The sequence below is a fragment of the Streptomyces sp. NPDC029044 genome, from assembly GCF_040637495.1.
GTDB lineage: Bacteria > Actinomycetota > Actinomycetes > Streptomycetales > Streptomycetaceae > Streptomyces.
The window spans coordinates 54,941-70,012 of record NZ_JBEZWN010000040.1 but is presented as its reverse complement, the minus strand read 5'-3'; the positions used below and the strand labels follow the sequence as shown (position 1 = coordinate 70,012).

General features: G+C 70.5%; 11 protein-coding genes. 7 read left to right on the top strand and 4 right to left on the bottom strand.

Annotation, left to right across the window (positions count from 1 at the left end):
* Nucleotides 1–104: 104 nt before the first annotated feature.
* Nucleotides 105–2,240, top strand: a complete 2,136-nt coding sequence (locus AB0E85_RS27205; protein WP_361932220.1) for an alpha-L-fucosidase — start codon at nt 105–107, stop codon at nt 2,238–2,240.
* Between the two features lie 91 nt (nt 2,241–2,331).
* Here AB0E85_RS27205 and AB0E85_RS27200 read toward each other — a convergent pair whose 3' ends face one another.
* Nucleotides 2,332–3,111 carry an MBL fold metallo-hydrolase gene (locus tag AB0E85_RS27200; protein ID WP_361932213.1) on the bottom strand — a complete coding sequence of 260 codons (780 nt, stop codon included), beginning with the start codon at nt 3,109–3,111 and terminating at the stop codon, nt 2,332–2,334.
* 99 nt (nt 3,112–3,210) lie between these two features.
* On the opposite strand from AB0E85_RS27200, the gene AB0E85_RS27195 reads away from it, so the two are divergent.
* The 6 genes from AB0E85_RS27195 to fabG all read left to right on the top strand — a co-directional run bounded on the left by AB0E85_RS27195 (nt 3,211) and on the right by fabG (nt 9,417).
* On the top strand, nt 3,211–4,149 hold the full coding sequence (locus AB0E85_RS27195; protein WP_361932210.1) for a helix-turn-helix transcriptional regulator: 939 nt from the start codon (nt 3,211–3,213) through the stop codon (nt 4,147–4,149).
* A gap of 246 nt (nt 4,150–4,395) precedes the next feature.
* Nucleotides 4,396–5,094, top strand: a complete 699-nt coding sequence (locus tag AB0E85_RS27190) for a GntR family transcriptional regulator (protein WP_361932207.1) — start codon at nt 4,396–4,398, stop codon at nt 5,092–5,094.
* Between the two features lie 175 nt (nt 5,095–5,269).
* A complete protein-coding gene (locus tag AB0E85_RS27185; RefSeq protein WP_361932204.1) occupies nt 5,270–6,628 on the top strand; it encodes an MFS transporter in 1,359 nt (452 codons plus the stop codon).
* 25 nt (nt 6,629–6,653) lie between these two features.
* Nucleotides 6,654–7,592 carry a transketolase gene (locus tag AB0E85_RS27180; RefSeq protein WP_361932202.1) on the top strand — a complete coding sequence of 313 codons (939 nt, stop codon included), beginning with the start codon at nt 6,654–6,656 and terminating at the stop codon, nt 7,590–7,592.
* Entirely contained in the window at nt 7,589–8,593 is a 1,005-nt protein-coding gene (locus AB0E85_RS27175) for a transketolase C-terminal domain-containing protein (protein WP_361932199.1), read from the top strand. The genes AB0E85_RS27180 and AB0E85_RS27175 overlap by 4 nt, the downstream gene beginning before the upstream one ends.
* Nucleotides 8,594–8,649: 56 nt before the next feature.
* A complete protein-coding gene (gene fabG, locus AB0E85_RS27170) occupies nt 8,650–9,417 on the top strand; it encodes a 3-oxoacyl-ACP reductase FabG (protein ID WP_361932196.1) in 768 nt (255 codons plus the stop codon).
* A 107-nt stretch (nt 9,418–9,524) separates the two neighbouring features.
* On the opposite strand, the gene AB0E85_RS27165 is transcribed toward fabG, so the two are convergent.
* From AB0E85_RS27165 to AB0E85_RS27155, 3 genes are all read right to left on the bottom strand, one after another.
* Nucleotides 9,525–11,288: a cellulase family glycosylhydrolase gene (locus tag AB0E85_RS27165; RefSeq protein ID WP_361932193.1), complete on the bottom strand. Its 1,764-nt coding sequence runs from the start codon at nt 11,286–11,288 to the stop codon at nt 9,525–9,527.
* Nucleotides 11,289–11,387: 99 nt separating this feature from the next.
* On the bottom strand, nt 11,388–12,899 hold the full coding sequence (locus AB0E85_RS27160; RefSeq protein WP_361932190.1) for a glycoside hydrolase family 43 protein: 1,512 nt from the start codon (nt 12,897–12,899) through the stop codon (nt 11,388–11,390).
* Nucleotides 12,900–12,917: 18 nt separating this feature from the next.
* Nucleotides 12,918–15,053, bottom strand: coding sequence for an alpha-galactosidase (locus tag AB0E85_RS27155; protein ID WP_361932188.1), 2,136 nt, complete (start codon nt 15,051–15,053; stop codon nt 12,918–12,920).
* Nucleotides 15,054–15,072 lie beyond the last annotated feature (19 nt).

Sequence of the window (15,072 nt, the reverse complement as noted above, 5' to 3'; positions counted from 1 at the left end):
CCCGCGCCTCGCCCCCCCCCCCACCCCTCGCCCGCGCCCCCGCCGGGGGGGGGGCCCCCGCGACCACCGCCGGAGGCGTTTTCGGCGCCGGTGGCGCGCAGGCAGTGCCCCGCACCCGCACCTACACGCCCGACTGGGAGTCGGTCGACCGGCATCCGCCGGCCCCGGAGTGGTTCAGGGACGCCAAGTTCGGGATCTACTTCCACTGGGGTGCCTTCGGCGTCCCCGCCTATGAGAGCGAGTGGTATCCGCGCCACATGTACATCGAGGGCAGCGCGGCCAACAAGCATCATGCCGCCACCTACGGCCCGCCCTCGGCCTGGCCCTACCGCAACTTCATCGACGGGGGGAAGGACCTCGCGGGCAACAGTGTGCAGTTCGCGCCGAAGCCGAAGTCCGCGGGCGGCGCCTTCGACCCCGAGGAATGGGTGCAGCTGTTCGTCGACGCCGGCGCCCGGTTCGCCGGCCCCGTCGCCGAGCACCACGACGGTTTCTCGATGTGGGACAGCAAGGTCAGCGAGTGGAACTCCGTCACGAGGGGCCCGAAGCTCGACCTGCTGCGGCTCTTCACCGAGGCCATCCGTGCCAGGGGACTCAAACTCCTGGTGGCCATGCACCACGCGTACCACTTCAACGGCTTCTTCGACCACGTGCCCGCTCAGACGGACCCCAGCCTCAAGAAGCTGTACGGGCAGCTGAGTCCGGCTGAGGAGAACCAGCTCTGGTACGACAAGCTCAAGGAGGTCATCGACCGCGCCCGCCCCGACATCCTCTGGCAGGACTTCAAGCTCGACGCCGTCGACGAGAAACAGCGGCTCAACTTCCTGGCCTACTACTACAACCAGGCGGAGGCCTGGGGCAAGGAAGTCGTCGCCACCTACAAGGACGGCATGAGCGACCGGGGTCAGGTCTTCGACTACGAACGCGGCGGCCCGGCCGACCTCACGACCCCGTACTGGCTCACCGACGACAGCATCTCCAGCTCCAGCTGGTGTTACACGGAGGGCATCGGCTACTACAGCATCCAGCAGATGCTGCACTCGTTCCTCGACCGGGTGAGCAAGAACGGCAACATGCTGCTCAACATCGCGCCGAAGGCCGACGGCACCATCCCGCAGGCGCAGAAGGACATCCTGCTGGGCATCGGCGACCACCTGAAGCGCTTCGGGGAGTCGGTGTACTCCACCCGCGCATGGACCGCGTACGGCGAGGGCCCGACGAAGATGGGCGGCGGTGCCTTCACCAACCCGACCGCCGGCACGGCACAGGACATCCGCTTCACCCGGAACAAGGCCAACACCGTCTTGTACGCCACCGTCCTGGGCTGGCCCGGAAGTTCGCTGACGATCGGCACGCTCACCTCCGACCGGATCGATCTCACCTCACTGAGGTCGGTGAAACTGCTCGACGACAAGGCCGGTCACTACATCAACCTGCCCGAACCGGTCCAGGGCGCGACCGGCCTGCGGGTGGCCCTGCCGTCGACAGCGCCGTTCCAGGCCCACGCGTACGTCCTGAAGCTCGAGTTCGCCGGTCAGATCCCCGGTCTGCGTCCGCTGCGCGGTGCCGTGGCCTTCCCGGACTCCGGCTACCGCGGGCCGGCCGCGGTCCTCGCCGCGGGCGACTACGACGGTGACCAGCTCGCGCTCGCCGGCCTCGGCCCCCGCAGTCTGTCCTCACTGCGGCTGGCCCCCGGCTACCAGGTCACCGGCTACTCCGGAGACGACTTCACCGGCACCTCGTGGACCTTCACCACCGACACGCCCGACCTTCGGGGCACCGGAGGCAATGACAGGATCGCCTCGCTGAGGGTCCAGTTCGCGCCGTCCGCGTACTTCAGGATCACCAATGTCACGGACGGCCTGGCCCTGGACTCCGGCGGCGACGTCGCTTCCGGCTCCGACCTCAAGCAGTGGAGCTGGGACAACAGCCCCAACCTGCATTGGCAGGCGGTCGACGTCGGCGCCGGCTACTACAAGCTGGTCAACCGCGCCAACGGCATGGTCGCCGACGGGTGGGGTGCCGCCGCCGACGGTTCCACCGCACGGCAGGCCGCCTGGAACGGTGGCAGCAACCAGCAGTGGCGGATCACCCACCGAGGGGACGGCCGCTACTCGATCGCCAACCGCACCACCGGCCTGGTCCTCGACGGCGGGGGCGTCGTGCCCTCCGGCTCCGTCACCAAGCAGTGGACCTACGACGGCAGCACCAACCTGATGTGGACCTTCACGGCTCTGTGAGGACCGCATCAGTTCGTGGTGGGGTGGCGTCGAGTTCTTCGGCGAGCCGGGCCGCCTTGGCCGGGTCCCCGCGCGGTCGGTGGGTGCGCGATCAGTGGCCGGCGCCGAACAGCGACCGGTTGGCGATGTCGATGATGAACGGGCCGACGTGGGCGGGGTAACGGCCCACGATCGCCTTCTTGTACGCGTCGCCGTCGTCGCCGAGCAGCTCGCGGGCGTCGGTGAGGTAGCGGAGCACGTCCGCGTAGACCTCGGGCCCGGTGGGCAGGCCGTGGCCCGCCAGGATCGTGCCGTAACCGGACTCGGCGGCCAGCGCGTCGACCGCCCGCTGCCAGCCGGTGATGTCGTTGTTGCCCAGGTAGAGGTGGACGTCGTTGTACACGAGGTCCTGCGCGACGAGGACGCCCTGCTCGGGCAGCTTGATGAGCAGTTCGTCGGCGGCCTCACCGCCGGAGACGGCCTCGAAGACGAACGGGACGCCGTCGATGACCTCGGTGCCGGGGCTGAGGTCGACGGTCGGGGTGAAGTCGCCGACGGGAATGACCAGACCGGTCGGCAGCGTACTGTCGCCGCGCGCGATGATCTGCTCGCGCACCACGGCCAGCGCGTGGACGGGGACACCGAACCGGGCGGCACCGTTGTAGTGGTCGGGGTGGGCATGGGTGACGACGAGCCGGTCCAGCGGCTTGCCCAGCCCCTTGGCGTAGGCGATCGCCTCGTCCGCGTAGGCGGGAAGCAGCTGGGCGTCGATCGCGATGATCCGTGCCGTGGTCTCGATCAGCTGGGTGGTGGTGTGGAAGGTGTCCGCCGGGGACATGTAGCTGTGGATGCGGACAGCGCCCTTGTCGAGGACCGTGACCGTGCCGTTCATGGGGTGCTCCTTGACGGTGAGGGCGGCCTCGCGCCGCCTTTGATGCCCTCCACTCTCGCCGTGAAAGCGCAGGCAGGCGAGATACGCTGGAGACCCGGCATGGTCAATCGAGGACATTCGGAGAATTCGGTGATCGCCTCGGCTGTTGACGCGGACGACCCTTCCCGGGGCGGCGCCATCCCCCGGTTCGACTTCAACCCGCCCGAGCAGCGGATCCCCGGGTTCGAGATCATCGACCTGTCCACCCTGCACGAGCGGCGCCGGCGTCGGCGCAGTCGGCCGGACGCGGTGCACCGGGTCGACTTCCACACCGTCACCCTCGTCACCGAGGGCAGCGGAGAGCATGCCGTCGACTTCGTGACCTACCCCCTCGGCCCCGGCACACTCCTGTGGGTCCGCCCCGGACAGGTGCAGAGTTTCGTGCGGCCGGGCACCGCGAACGGTACGCACCTGCTGTTCACTTCGGCCTTCCCGCCGCACGCCAGCAGCGCCGACCGGCTGGTCAGCGACTGGTACGGGACCACGTGCCGGCAGCTGGGCGCCGGCCCCGAGTACGCCGTGCTGTCCACCCTGATGGGCCAGTTGCGCGCCGAATACGGCCGGCCGGAACAGACCGTGTCCGCGGAGATCCTGCAACTCCTTCTGGCCACCGTGCTGTTGCAGGTCGACCGGCTGCCCCACCCGGAGGGCGACGGCGATCCGCACGCGGGCGGGGAGATCTACGCCCGCTTCCGCGCCGAGCTGGAGCGCTCGTACGCCACCACCCGGCGTGCCGCCGACTACGCCCACCGCCTCGGCTACACCGTCAAGACCCTCACCCGCGCCTGCGCGGCGGCCACCGGACAGCCCGTCAAGCACGTCATCGACGGCCGTGTCGCCCTGGAGGCCCGGCGCCTTCTCGCCCACACCGACGAGCCGGTGGCGACCGTCGCGCGCCGCCTCGGCTTCCCCGAGCCCACCAACTTCGGCAAGTTCTTCACCCGTCACACGGGCGTGCCTCCGGGCACGTTCCGGCAGGTGCATCAGGCCGGCGGATGACGTCCGGCGAGGGTGCGGCAAGCCCGGGACGGATGAGTGCAGGGAGGGGAGGGGTGGTGGAGCCGTGAAACGAGCAGGCGGAGACCTCGATGCCGGGGAAGCGGCGAACGACGCCCTGGGCCTTCGGCCGGTCGCAGGGGGGTCCGGACCAGCCGGGCGGTCGCATCGGCACCAGTGCCGACTGTCAACAGATGACACGCCCTCCGTTACGATGAATCTCCCCGGAGCCTGAAGGAGGCCTGGTCCGTGACCGGTCCGACGTTTTCCAGTCTGGCCCGCTCGACGACCCTGCGGGAGCAGGCGCTCCTGACGCTGCGAGCGGCGATCACCAGCGGCCGGTACCGGCCCGGTGACCATCTGGGCGAGGTGGAGATCGCGGAGCGGCTGGCCGTGAGCCGCGGGACCGTGCGGGAGGCGCTGCGTCACCTCCAGCAGGAGGGGCTCGTCACCGCCGGTGCCCGGGGCATGCTGCGGGTGTCCCGGCTGTCGTCGGCCGAGGTGCGGGAGTTGTTCCAGGTCAGAGAGGCGCTCGAAGGTCTGGCGATCACGCAGGTCATCGAGTCGTCGCCCGGGCCCGAGGCGCTTCGGGCGCTGCGGGACGCCGTGGCACGGCTCCACACCGCCGTCGAGTCGGGTGCGGATCTCGGTACCAAGGTGGAGGCCGACCTCGCCTTCCATCTGCTGCTGTGCGAGCTGTCGGGCAACTCCGTCCTCCTGAAGACCTGGCGCGGGCTCGAGGGGCCGATCCGGGTGGTCGTCATGAGTGCTGCGGCCGAGCGGCGTGAGGTGGCCATGGCGGCGTCGGCCCATCTGCCGCTCGTGGAGGCGATCGAACGCGGTGACGCGGCCGCGGCGCAGGAAGTTCTGCGCTCCCACATGGCCGCCGCCGTCGAGCAGCTCGCTGCCGCGGACCTGGACACCGGCGGCGACCAGGCCGTTCGCTGATCCTTCCGTCCCTTTTCACGAGGCCCTCCGGCGACCGCTGGTGGGCCTTTTTCGTGGCCGGGGGTTGACACGTGCGGATGCACTCCCCAGAGTCGACTCTCGACTGTTAACAGTCAACAGCCAACAAGGGCGGTTCAGGGACGGACCACCCCGTCAGCGATCAAGGAGGATCGGCATGGCTGCTTCCCCGCCCGCCGGACCGTCGGCCCAGGGTTCCCCCGAGCGCATGAGAGTCGCCATCGGCTGCGGCGTCGGCGCGACCATCGAGACCTACGACTTCATCGGCTTCGGCACGGCCGCGGCGCTCTACTTCGGAGACGTGTTCTTCCCGGACTCCGACCCCCTGTCCGCCACTCTGCTGTCCTTCGCCACGCTGGGCATCGGCTTCGCCGCCCGCCCCCTCGGCGGTGTGATCGCCGGCCATCTGGGCGACCGCATCGGACGGAAGCCGGTGCTGGTCGGGTCGCTGCTGCTGATGGGCGTGGCAACCGTCCTGATCGGCTGTCTGCCCACCTACCAGATGGTCGGTGTCTGGGCCCCGGTACTGCTCGTGGCCGTCCGTATCGTCCAGGGACTCGCCTTCGGTGCGGAGTGGGGCGGCGCCATCCTGATGACCTTCGAGCACGCGCCGTGGCGACGACGAGGTCTGTACACGGGGATCACCCAGGCGGGCTTCCCCGTCGGGCTGCTCCTGGCCAACCTGGCCTTTCTCCTCAGCAGGCACACACTGGACGACAACTGGGCCTGGCGTGTGCCGTTCCTCCTGAGCGCCGTACTGATCGCGGTGGGCATCTTCATTCGGCTCAAGATCGACGAATCCCCGCAGTTCGAGGAGCTGAAGGAGTCCGGCGAGGTCGCCAAGAACCCCCTCGGGGAGGTGCTCCGGACGGACTGGCGGGGTCTGCTGCGGGCCTTCTGCCTCAGGACCACGGAAACGGCCGGATACGCGGTCTCGGTCACCTTCGTCCTCTCCTACTTGAACGACGACCGCGCGCCCGACGTCTCCAGCGCGGTCAGCCTCACCGCGCTGGTGACCGCCGCGGCCCTGGGCATCTTCGCCACCACAGGGTGGGGACTGCTGTCCGACCGGGTCGGACGCCGACCGGTGTACCTGCTGGGCTGTGCCGTGACCCTGCTGTGGGGCTTCCCGCTGTTCCTCCTGGTCAACACGGGCACCGCCGCGCTCGTCCTGGCCGCCTTCGTCGTCAGTTACACGATCTGCCAGAACTCCCTGGCGGGCGTCCAAGGAGCCTGGTTCTGCGAGCTGTTCGCCACCCGGACCCGCACCGCGGGCACTTCGCTCGCCTACCAGCTCTCCGCCGTCGTCTCCGGGTTCACGCCCATGATCGCGACCGCCCTGTACTCCGCCGTCGGATGGACCGGCCCGGCCCTCCTCTTCAGCTTCTACGGGCTGCTCGGCCTCGTCGCCACCGTGCTGACCCGCGAGACCTGGGGAGCCACCGAGAAGCGGCAGGCCGACCTGGCGGCCCGGACGGAGCGCGACACCACCGCCCCCGCCGCCCTGTCCCACTGACTCGCACCTGAAAGAAGGAGTTGACGTGGCCTCCACCGCCACCACCACGCCGGCCGCCGGGCCGCGTACCGTCCCACCCCTGTCGCACGCCGAGCGACTGCGCGCTCTGCGGGAGTCCGCGTACCGCATCCGCACCCACGCCCTGAACATGGCCGAGGTCCAGGGCCAGGGCTACGTCGGACAGGCACTCGGTGTGGCCGACGTCCTCGCCGTCGTCTACAAGGACGTGCTCAACCACCGTCCCGAGCAGCCGGAGTGGCCCGGGCGGGACAGGCTGCTGCTCTCGATCGGGCACTACGCCATCGCCCTGTACGCCGCGCTCGCGGAAGCAGGGGTGCTCGACACCGCGGAACTGGACACGTACGGAAGCGACGACTCCCGCCTGCCCATGTCGGGCATGGCCTCCTACACCCCCGGTATGGAGATCTCCGGTGGCTCGCTCGGTCACGGCCTGGGCATCGCCGCCGGACTGGGGCTCGGACTGCGCCACCAGGGCAGCCGCGCGCACGTGTACAACCTCCTCTCCGACGGCGAACTGGACGAGGGCTCCACCTGGGAGGCCGCCCTGGCCTGCGCCCACCACGGCCTCGACAACGTCACCGCCATCGTCGACGTCAACGCCCTGCAAGCCGACGGCCCGACGAACGGTGTGCTGCGCACCGAGCCCGTCACCGCCAAGTGGGAGGCGTTCGGCTGGCACGCGCTCCGGGTGGACGGCAACGACGTCGACGCCCTCGTCACAGCCTTCGACAGCCTGCGCACCCACCGGGGCTCGCCGACCGTGCTCATCTGCGACACCCGGATCGGCCGCGGCGTGCCGATGCTCGAGACGCGGGAGAAGGCGCACTTCCTGCGGGTCGAGGAGCACGAGTGGCAGATCGCCCGCGACCAGCTGACCGCGGGATTCCACACCGAGTGCAGCGACCGGAACGCGACGACCGCAGATGAGGAGCACACCGCATGAACTCCGTCGGCGCCCCCGCAACCGGCACACGCAGGCTCACCACCTCCGCCATGATCGCGTCCATCGCGGAGGAGGGCCAGCGCACCACCAAGGCCCCCTTCGGGCACGCCCTCGCCCGGCTCGCCGACGAACGGCCCGACATCGTGGGCCTGTCGGCGGACCTCGCCAAGTACACCGACATGCACGTCTTCCGCGAGGCGCACCCCGAACGCTTCTTCCAGATGGGCATGGCGGAACAGGCGATGCTCGGCGCGGCAGCGGGGCTCGCAGAGTCGGGCCTGACCCCCTTCGCCTCCACCTACTCCGTGTTCGCCACCCGCCGTGCCTACGACTTCCTGTGCCTGGACATCGCCGAGCCGGGCCTGAACGTCAACGTCGTCGGCGCCCTGCCGGGACTGACCACCGGCTACGGCCCCAGCCACCAGGCCACCGAGGACCTCGCGATCCTGCGTGCCATGCCCGGTCTGACGATCGTGGATCCGGCGGACTCGGTCGACATCGAGCAGGCCGTACCCGCCCTGGCCGCGCACCCCGGCCCCACCTATCTGCGGCTGCTGCGCGGAGCGGTCCCCACCGTGCTCGACGAGTACGACTATTCCTTCCGGCTGGGACGCGCCGCCGAACTGCGCGGCGGGCGCGACGTGTTGTTCATCTCCACCGGCCTGATGACGGTACGCGCCCTGTCGGCGGCCCGGGAACTCGAACGCGACCACGTCGACGCCGCGGTCCTGCACGTGCCGACCATCAAGCCGTTCGACCGCGAGGCCGTCGTCCGGGAAGCGGCGAAGGACCGGCTCGTCGTCACCCTCGAGAACCACAGTGTGATCGGAGGCCTGGCGGAGTCCGTCGCCTCCAGCCTGGCCTTCGCCGGGGTGACGGCTCACCTCGTTCCCGTGGGTCTGCCGGACGAGTTCCTCGCGGCGGGCGCGCTGCCCACGCTGCACGACCGGTACGGCCTGTCGGTGGCGGCGATCAAGGACCTCGTTCGCCGTGAACTGTGAATCCGACAGCCGCTGACCCGACCACCGTGACCTCACCGCCCCCGTCAGGAGCCCGCATGACCACCCGTAACAGCCCGCGCACCGCCCTCGTCACCGGAGCCGGGTCCCGCCGCGGCATCGGCCGCGCCACCGCCCACGCGCTCGCAGCCGACGGCTACGCCGTCGCCGTCCTCGACCTCGACAAGGAGGCCGCCGAGGAAGCGGCCCGCGAAGTGGCCGCCCGTCACGGGGTCGAGGCGCTCGCCCTCGCTGCGGACGTCACCGACGCCGATGCCGTCGACGCCGCCGTCGCGCAGGCGGAAGCGGCTCTGCCGCCCATCGGCGCGCTCGTCAACAACGCGGGCATCACCTCGCCCGTGCCGTTCTTGAAGGTCTCGCCCGCCGAATGGGACAGGATCTTCGACGTCAACGTGCGCGGCGGCTTCCTGATCACCCAGCGCGTCGCCGCCGGCATGGCGGAACGCGGATTCGGTCGCATCGTCTTCCTCTCCTCCGTCTCCGCCGAACGCGGGGGAGGGGTCTTCGGCGGGGTGGCCTACTCCGCGGCGAAGGCCGGTCTCCTCGGCTTCGCCCGGGCACTGGCCCGCGAGCTGGGCCCGTCGGGCGTGACGGTCAACTGCGTGGCACCCGGGCTCATCGACACCGACATCACGCAGGGCAAGCTGGACGAGGCCCGCAAGGCGGCCATGGTGGCGGACATCCCGGTGCGCCGGATCGGGGGCGTCGACGACGTCGCCGACGTCATCGCGTTCCTGGCGCGGCCCGGATCGGGATACGTCACCGGTGCCACGTACGACGTCAACGGCGGTTCCCACATCCACTGAGTCGAACTGAGGCGTCTCCCAAGGAAGAGACGGAAGGGTCGGAAGAACCGAGCACGGGCGGGGAACCCCGGGCGCCAGGACAGCACCCGGGGCGAGGCGAGGCACGGTCAGGCGACGGTTCCCGTCACCGAGCCTCCGTTCTTGGTCACGCGGTACGTCACGGTGGCTCCGCTCCAGAAGTGGAAGGTGAGCGTGACCTGCGCGCCGTCACGCAGGGCGTTGAGGTAAGCGGGGGTCAGGGTGAGGGCGTCGCCGGAGTAGTCCGGGGAGAAGGCGCCGTTGAACTCCTGATAAGGCGTCCAGTCGGTGTTGCCTGCGGCGCTGCCGTCGGCGTACTTGGACTCCATGGTCGCCAGCAGGTCACCGCGGAACCGGGTGGGGATGCCGAGCCCGTCCGTGGTGTTGCCGCTCGCGCCCGAGAGCACCGGCCTGTCGTACGTCGTGACGTAGATGTTCCAGGGGACGCCCGCGGAGAAGCGGGCCTGGATCGTCGCGTTGATCCCGTAGGCGCGGTTGCCGGCCAGTCTGGTGAGAGCGGAGGCCGTGAGGGTCAGCCGGTTGCCGGAGACGCTGTAGTCCCGGCCCCGGACGAGTTGTGTGTCGCCCTGCCACAGGCCCCGGAAGGTGGTGCCGTTCGGGTTCAGCGTGAGCGTCCTGGCCGCGATGGCGCTCGACTTCTCCAGGAAGATCCGGTCCGAGGACGCGGTTCCCGAGCGGGTGGTCCAGCTGGACTTGATCGCGGCGAACAGCGCGGGGTCGGACCACCGCAGGGTGGTGCGGTTCAGGTGGTTCCAGCTTCCCGCATCCCACAGGGCCGTGGTCACACCGGCGGTGCGGGCGTCGTGGCCGAGCTGCTCGTAGAACTTCAGCGCCTCGCCCCGCTCGATACGGGAGGGGTGATTGGAGTCGGGGAACTGAAGCAGGCCGTACTCACCGAGGTAGACGGGGATGCCCTTGGACGTGAGGGTGGCACGGATCCTGGCGAAGTTGTCGCTCATGTCCTTCTGAGAGGTGGCGTCGAACGTGGTGCCGCCCGCGACGTTCACGCTGAACGGGTAGTAGCCGTAGTAGTGCACGGTGGCCACGAGGTTCTTGTCGTTCAGCGCCTTCATCTCGGCGGCCAGGGCGTCGAGGAAGACCTGGCCGGAATTGGTGTGCAGGGTGGGCAGGACGAGCAGCCGGGTCGCGTTGTTGCCTCCGGACTGGCGGACCACGGTGTGGAACGCGGTGTTCAGCTCGCTGTTGTACCGGATGCCCTGGGCGTCGGTGGTGTTCTTGAACTGCGGCTCGTTGTTGCTCTCGAACAGCAGCCTCTGCGGCGAGTTTCTGAAGGTGGCGGCGATCTGGGTCCAGCTGGCCTTGAAGCGGGCCAGGACGCCATCGTGGTCGGTGGGCATGTCGGCGATCCACTGCCACGAGTCGTGATGCACGTTGACCACCACGTACAGACCGTCGGCCAGGGCCATGTCGACGACTTCCTTGACGCGGTTCATCCACGTCGCGTCGATCGTGTAGGGGGCCGTGGAGGACTGGTGGTCGGTCCAGGTGACGGGAATGCGCACGCTGCGGAAGCCCTGGGCCTTGATGGTGTCGAACACGGCCTTGGTGGCCTTCGGGTTGCCCCAGGAGGTCTCGTCGGGAATGGCGTCCAGGGTGTTGCCCAGGTTCCAGCTGGGCTGCATCGCGGCCACCGTCTCCATGGGCGTGGCGGTGAGCTTCGGGAGCCGTATCGGGGGCGAGCCCTGATGGCCGGGTGCGGCGAAGGCCGCGGTGCTCGTCACCCCGATCATGGTGACCAGCGCCAGCAGAAGGCCGAGCACGCGGCCCGGGCCGCGACTGCGGCGCTCGGTGACGTGGTGCGATCTCTTCATGTCTGACCCTTCTCTGTCAGCCGGGCGGGGGCCGCCCGTGGGGGACTGTGCGTTCAGGCGGTCGGGGAAGAGCGGTTCCGGCGTCGTTCCGGCGCCGGATCAGGAGCCGAGCGGCTCGTAGTCGAACCAGTCGAAGTGGACCGTGCCGACCGCGGCGTACAGACCGATGACCCGGCCGGTGAAACCGCCGGCCACCTCGGTCGACAGATAGCGGCCGTCGAGAGCGCCGAGCTCGGTGAAGGTGCCGTCCGGCTCCTCGACGCCGAACGTGAGCGTGTCCGGCCCGGTGCGGGCGTCCCGCGGCGGGGTGGGGGAGACGCGCAGGCCCAGGACCACGGGCCCAGGGGGCACGGACCGTGACGCCACGACGGTGCGCAGGGGCCCCACCCGGGCGAGCACCCGCACCTCTCCCGCGGACGCCTCGATCTCGTAGTGGTGCTCCTCGTCCAGGCGGACCGCGAGACCGCCGCGGCCCTCCGCCGGGTCGACGCGGGTCCGCGCCCCGCACGTCAGGTGCTGCTGGCGGCGACCGACGAACACGACGTCCCGTTCGTCGAGCGAGGCGCCGCGGGCACGCAGGGTCAGCCAGCCGGAGCGTTCCTTGGTGGTGCAGTGCTCCACGAGACGGTCCCGCACGGAGATCCACTGCGGCCGCAGCTCACTGAGGTCGAAGTCGTCACGGACGGGCTCGGCGGGCACGGGGACGAGCGGCCAGGCCGGTGCGGGCAGTTCGGACGGCACCTCGCCGACGACCGGCCATCCGTCCACCCACTCCACCGGCACCAGGAACGTCTCACGGCCCAGCACGTGCCAGCCCGGCGTGCCGCCCCGAGGCCGGACGGCGAGCAGCACCATCCACCACGAGCTGTCGGGCGCCTGGACCAGATCCGCGTGTCCGGTGTTCTGAACAGGGCGGTTGGTGCCGCGGTGGGTCAGGACCGGGTTGTGAGGACACGGCTCGAACGGGCCGGAGGGGGACGTCCCGCGGGCGATCGAGACGCCGTGGCCGCGCTCGGTGCCGCCCTCGGCGATGAGCAGGTACCAGTACGCGCCGACGCGGTACAGGTGCGGTGCCTCCGGGGCCATCGCGTCGACGCCGCCGGACCAGAGCCGTTGCGGCTCACCGAGCGTCTCCCCGGTGGACGGGTCGATGCGCACCTGCGAGACGCCGGCGACGGTGCACCAGCAGGTGCCGTCCTCGTCCCAGGCGAGGTCCGGGTCGATGCCGCGGATCCCCGACAGGCGCACCGGATCCGACCAGGGCCCGGCCGCATCGGTGGCGGTGAACAGCAGGTTTCCCTCACCGTCGGCCACGTTGGTGACGATCAGCCAGAAACGGCCGTCGTGGTGGCGCAGCGTGGGGGCGTAGATACCGGCGGAGGAGGGCGTGTCCGTGGTCAGGCGGAGCTGGCTGGGCCGGTCCAGGGCGTTGCCGATCTGTGTCCAGTGCACCAGGTCACGACTGTGGAAGACGGGGATGCCGGGGAAGTACTCGAAGCTGGAGCACACCAGGTAGTAGTCGTCGCCCACACGGCACACGCTGGGGTCCGGATGGAGTCCGGGGATGACGGGGTTGGCCACCACTGTCTCGGGGAGCTGCTTTTCTGACACTTGATCGAATCCTTCTGTTCAGCGGTCGGTCGACGTGCTGTCGAGGCGGAGCAGTACCGCGGACGGAGCCGTGGGCAACGTCAGCGTGAGGTCGGCGGTGTCGGGGTCCCAGGCGACGTCGGCCCGGCTCGCGGCAGGGTAGAGCAGGTGCGTGCGGGCCGCGGAGCCCCGCAGATGCGGCAGGGCGAGACGGGTGGTGGGGTCGGCGCCGGGGCGGCGCCAGACCGTGAGGTACGTGGTTTCGGGTGTGTGCAGTGCGAGGGCGAGCCACGGGTCCTCCCAGTCCGGCAGACCGAGTGGCCAGGCGGGGACGGCCCGGGCCAGGTCGGAGCGGATGGCCTTGTACACGCTGACGCCCTCGTGCACGAGGGCGAGGGCCTCGGGCCGCAGGCCCGGCAGCAGACCCGACAGATGGATGCGGCCGAGGAGGGCGTTGGCCATGGTGAAGGCGACTTCGTCCGGCGAGTCCCGCGGCAGCGGGTAGGCCCACACCGCGCCCTGCTCGGGGGTGACCGCGGTGGGGGCGGAGGCGGCGATGGGCGCGTACAGCTGGAGGTTCTGCTGATCACTGGTGGACTGGAGTTGCAGCCGCGACAGCAGCGCGTAGTCCCAGCGCATGCCGCCGGACGAGCAGTTCTCCACCACCAGCCGCGGAAAGCGGTCCAGGACGCCGTCGAGCCAGTCGAGGTGCGCCCGGTTGTGGCCGAGCAGGCCGGCGCCCGGAGTCTCCCCGGGGTGGGCGCTGGTGCCGGAGCCGGGGTCGATGTTGTGGTCGAGTTTGAGGTAGCCGACGCCCCATTCGCCGACCAGTCGGTCCACGACCTGGTCCAGGTGGGCGCGGGCGGCGGGGTGGCGCAGGTCCAGGTGGTGGCGGCCGGACTCCGTGACGCGGACACCGTCCCGGCGGAAGAACGCCTCGTCCGGGAGGGACCTGGCCATGGGGCTGCGGACGCCGATCACCTCCGGCTCCAGCCACAGACCGGGCACCATGCCGCGCTCCCGGATGCGGTCCAGCACCTCGTGGATCCCGCGCTCGCCGGGAAAGCGCGAGGCGGCGGGCTCCCAGGCGCCCACGCTGTCCCACCAGCCGCCGTTCTCACCGTCGTACCAGCCGGCGTCGATGACGAAATACTCCGCCCCCGCATCGGCGGCCGCGTCGATCAGCGGCAGCAGTTTCTCCGTCGAGGGGTCCCCCATCAGGCAGTTCATGTAGTCGTTGAAGATGACGGGAAGCCCCTGGTGGTCCGGGTGCGGGCGGCGGATGACGCGCCGGTAGCGGGTGAGTGCGGCGAACGCCTCGTCCGGGCCGCGGTCGTCGCTGAAGGCGAGGGCGACCGGTACGGTGGCGAACTCCGCGCCGGGCTCCAGCGGATGCCGCCACCCGTGGTGGGTGTCGTTCGGGCCGAACAGGGCCAGGTAGGCCAGCGTGTCGCGTTCGCCGCACTCCCAGTGCCAGCCGCCGCCGTTGTGCTCGATCTGCCACAGCCAGGTACGGCCCGAGCCGCGGTCGGTCAGGCCACCCATGGGCAGTCGGCCGCAGCTGGACCACACGCCCCGCCCGGTCCGCGTGAACTCGCCCTTGCCGTTGTCGTAGACGACGCGGTCGCCGAGGGAGGGAGAGGTGACCCGCATCGGCTGTCGCTGCCACCGGCATTCGGCGACCCAGTCGTTCTCGGCCCACAGCACGTCCGTCGCCTCGATGGCCTCCCGCCCGTCGGCGAGAGCGCCCACGACGAGGGAGGAGACCGACTCCAGGTGGAGGGTGCCCTCCCCGCCGTTGCGCAGGACCACTTCGGCGCGCAGCACGGGCACGCCGTCCGGTGAGCGGTAGGTGACCTCCGCGGCGAGACCCGTCTCGGGGTCGTGAAGCCGGACCGCGAGCATGTGCCACTCGCCGTCGCGCGTGACCCGGTGCTCGCGGTACCGCAGGCGCGCGCCGAGAGAGGTGTCGATGAGGCGCCCGCCCGACCAGGCGCGGCCGTGGCCCGCGGCCGTCACCTCCACCAGGGGCAGCTGAGGCCAGGTGCGCCGCTCGGGACGCGTGCCGCTGGGGCGGCCGATCCGTGTGAGGCGGGCGATGCCGTCCTCGGCGACGCCGATCTCGACCTCCAGGGCCCGGTGGCCCCATCGGAGGATCTGCGGTGCGCTGGTCATGGTTGCCTTTCCGGTCGGG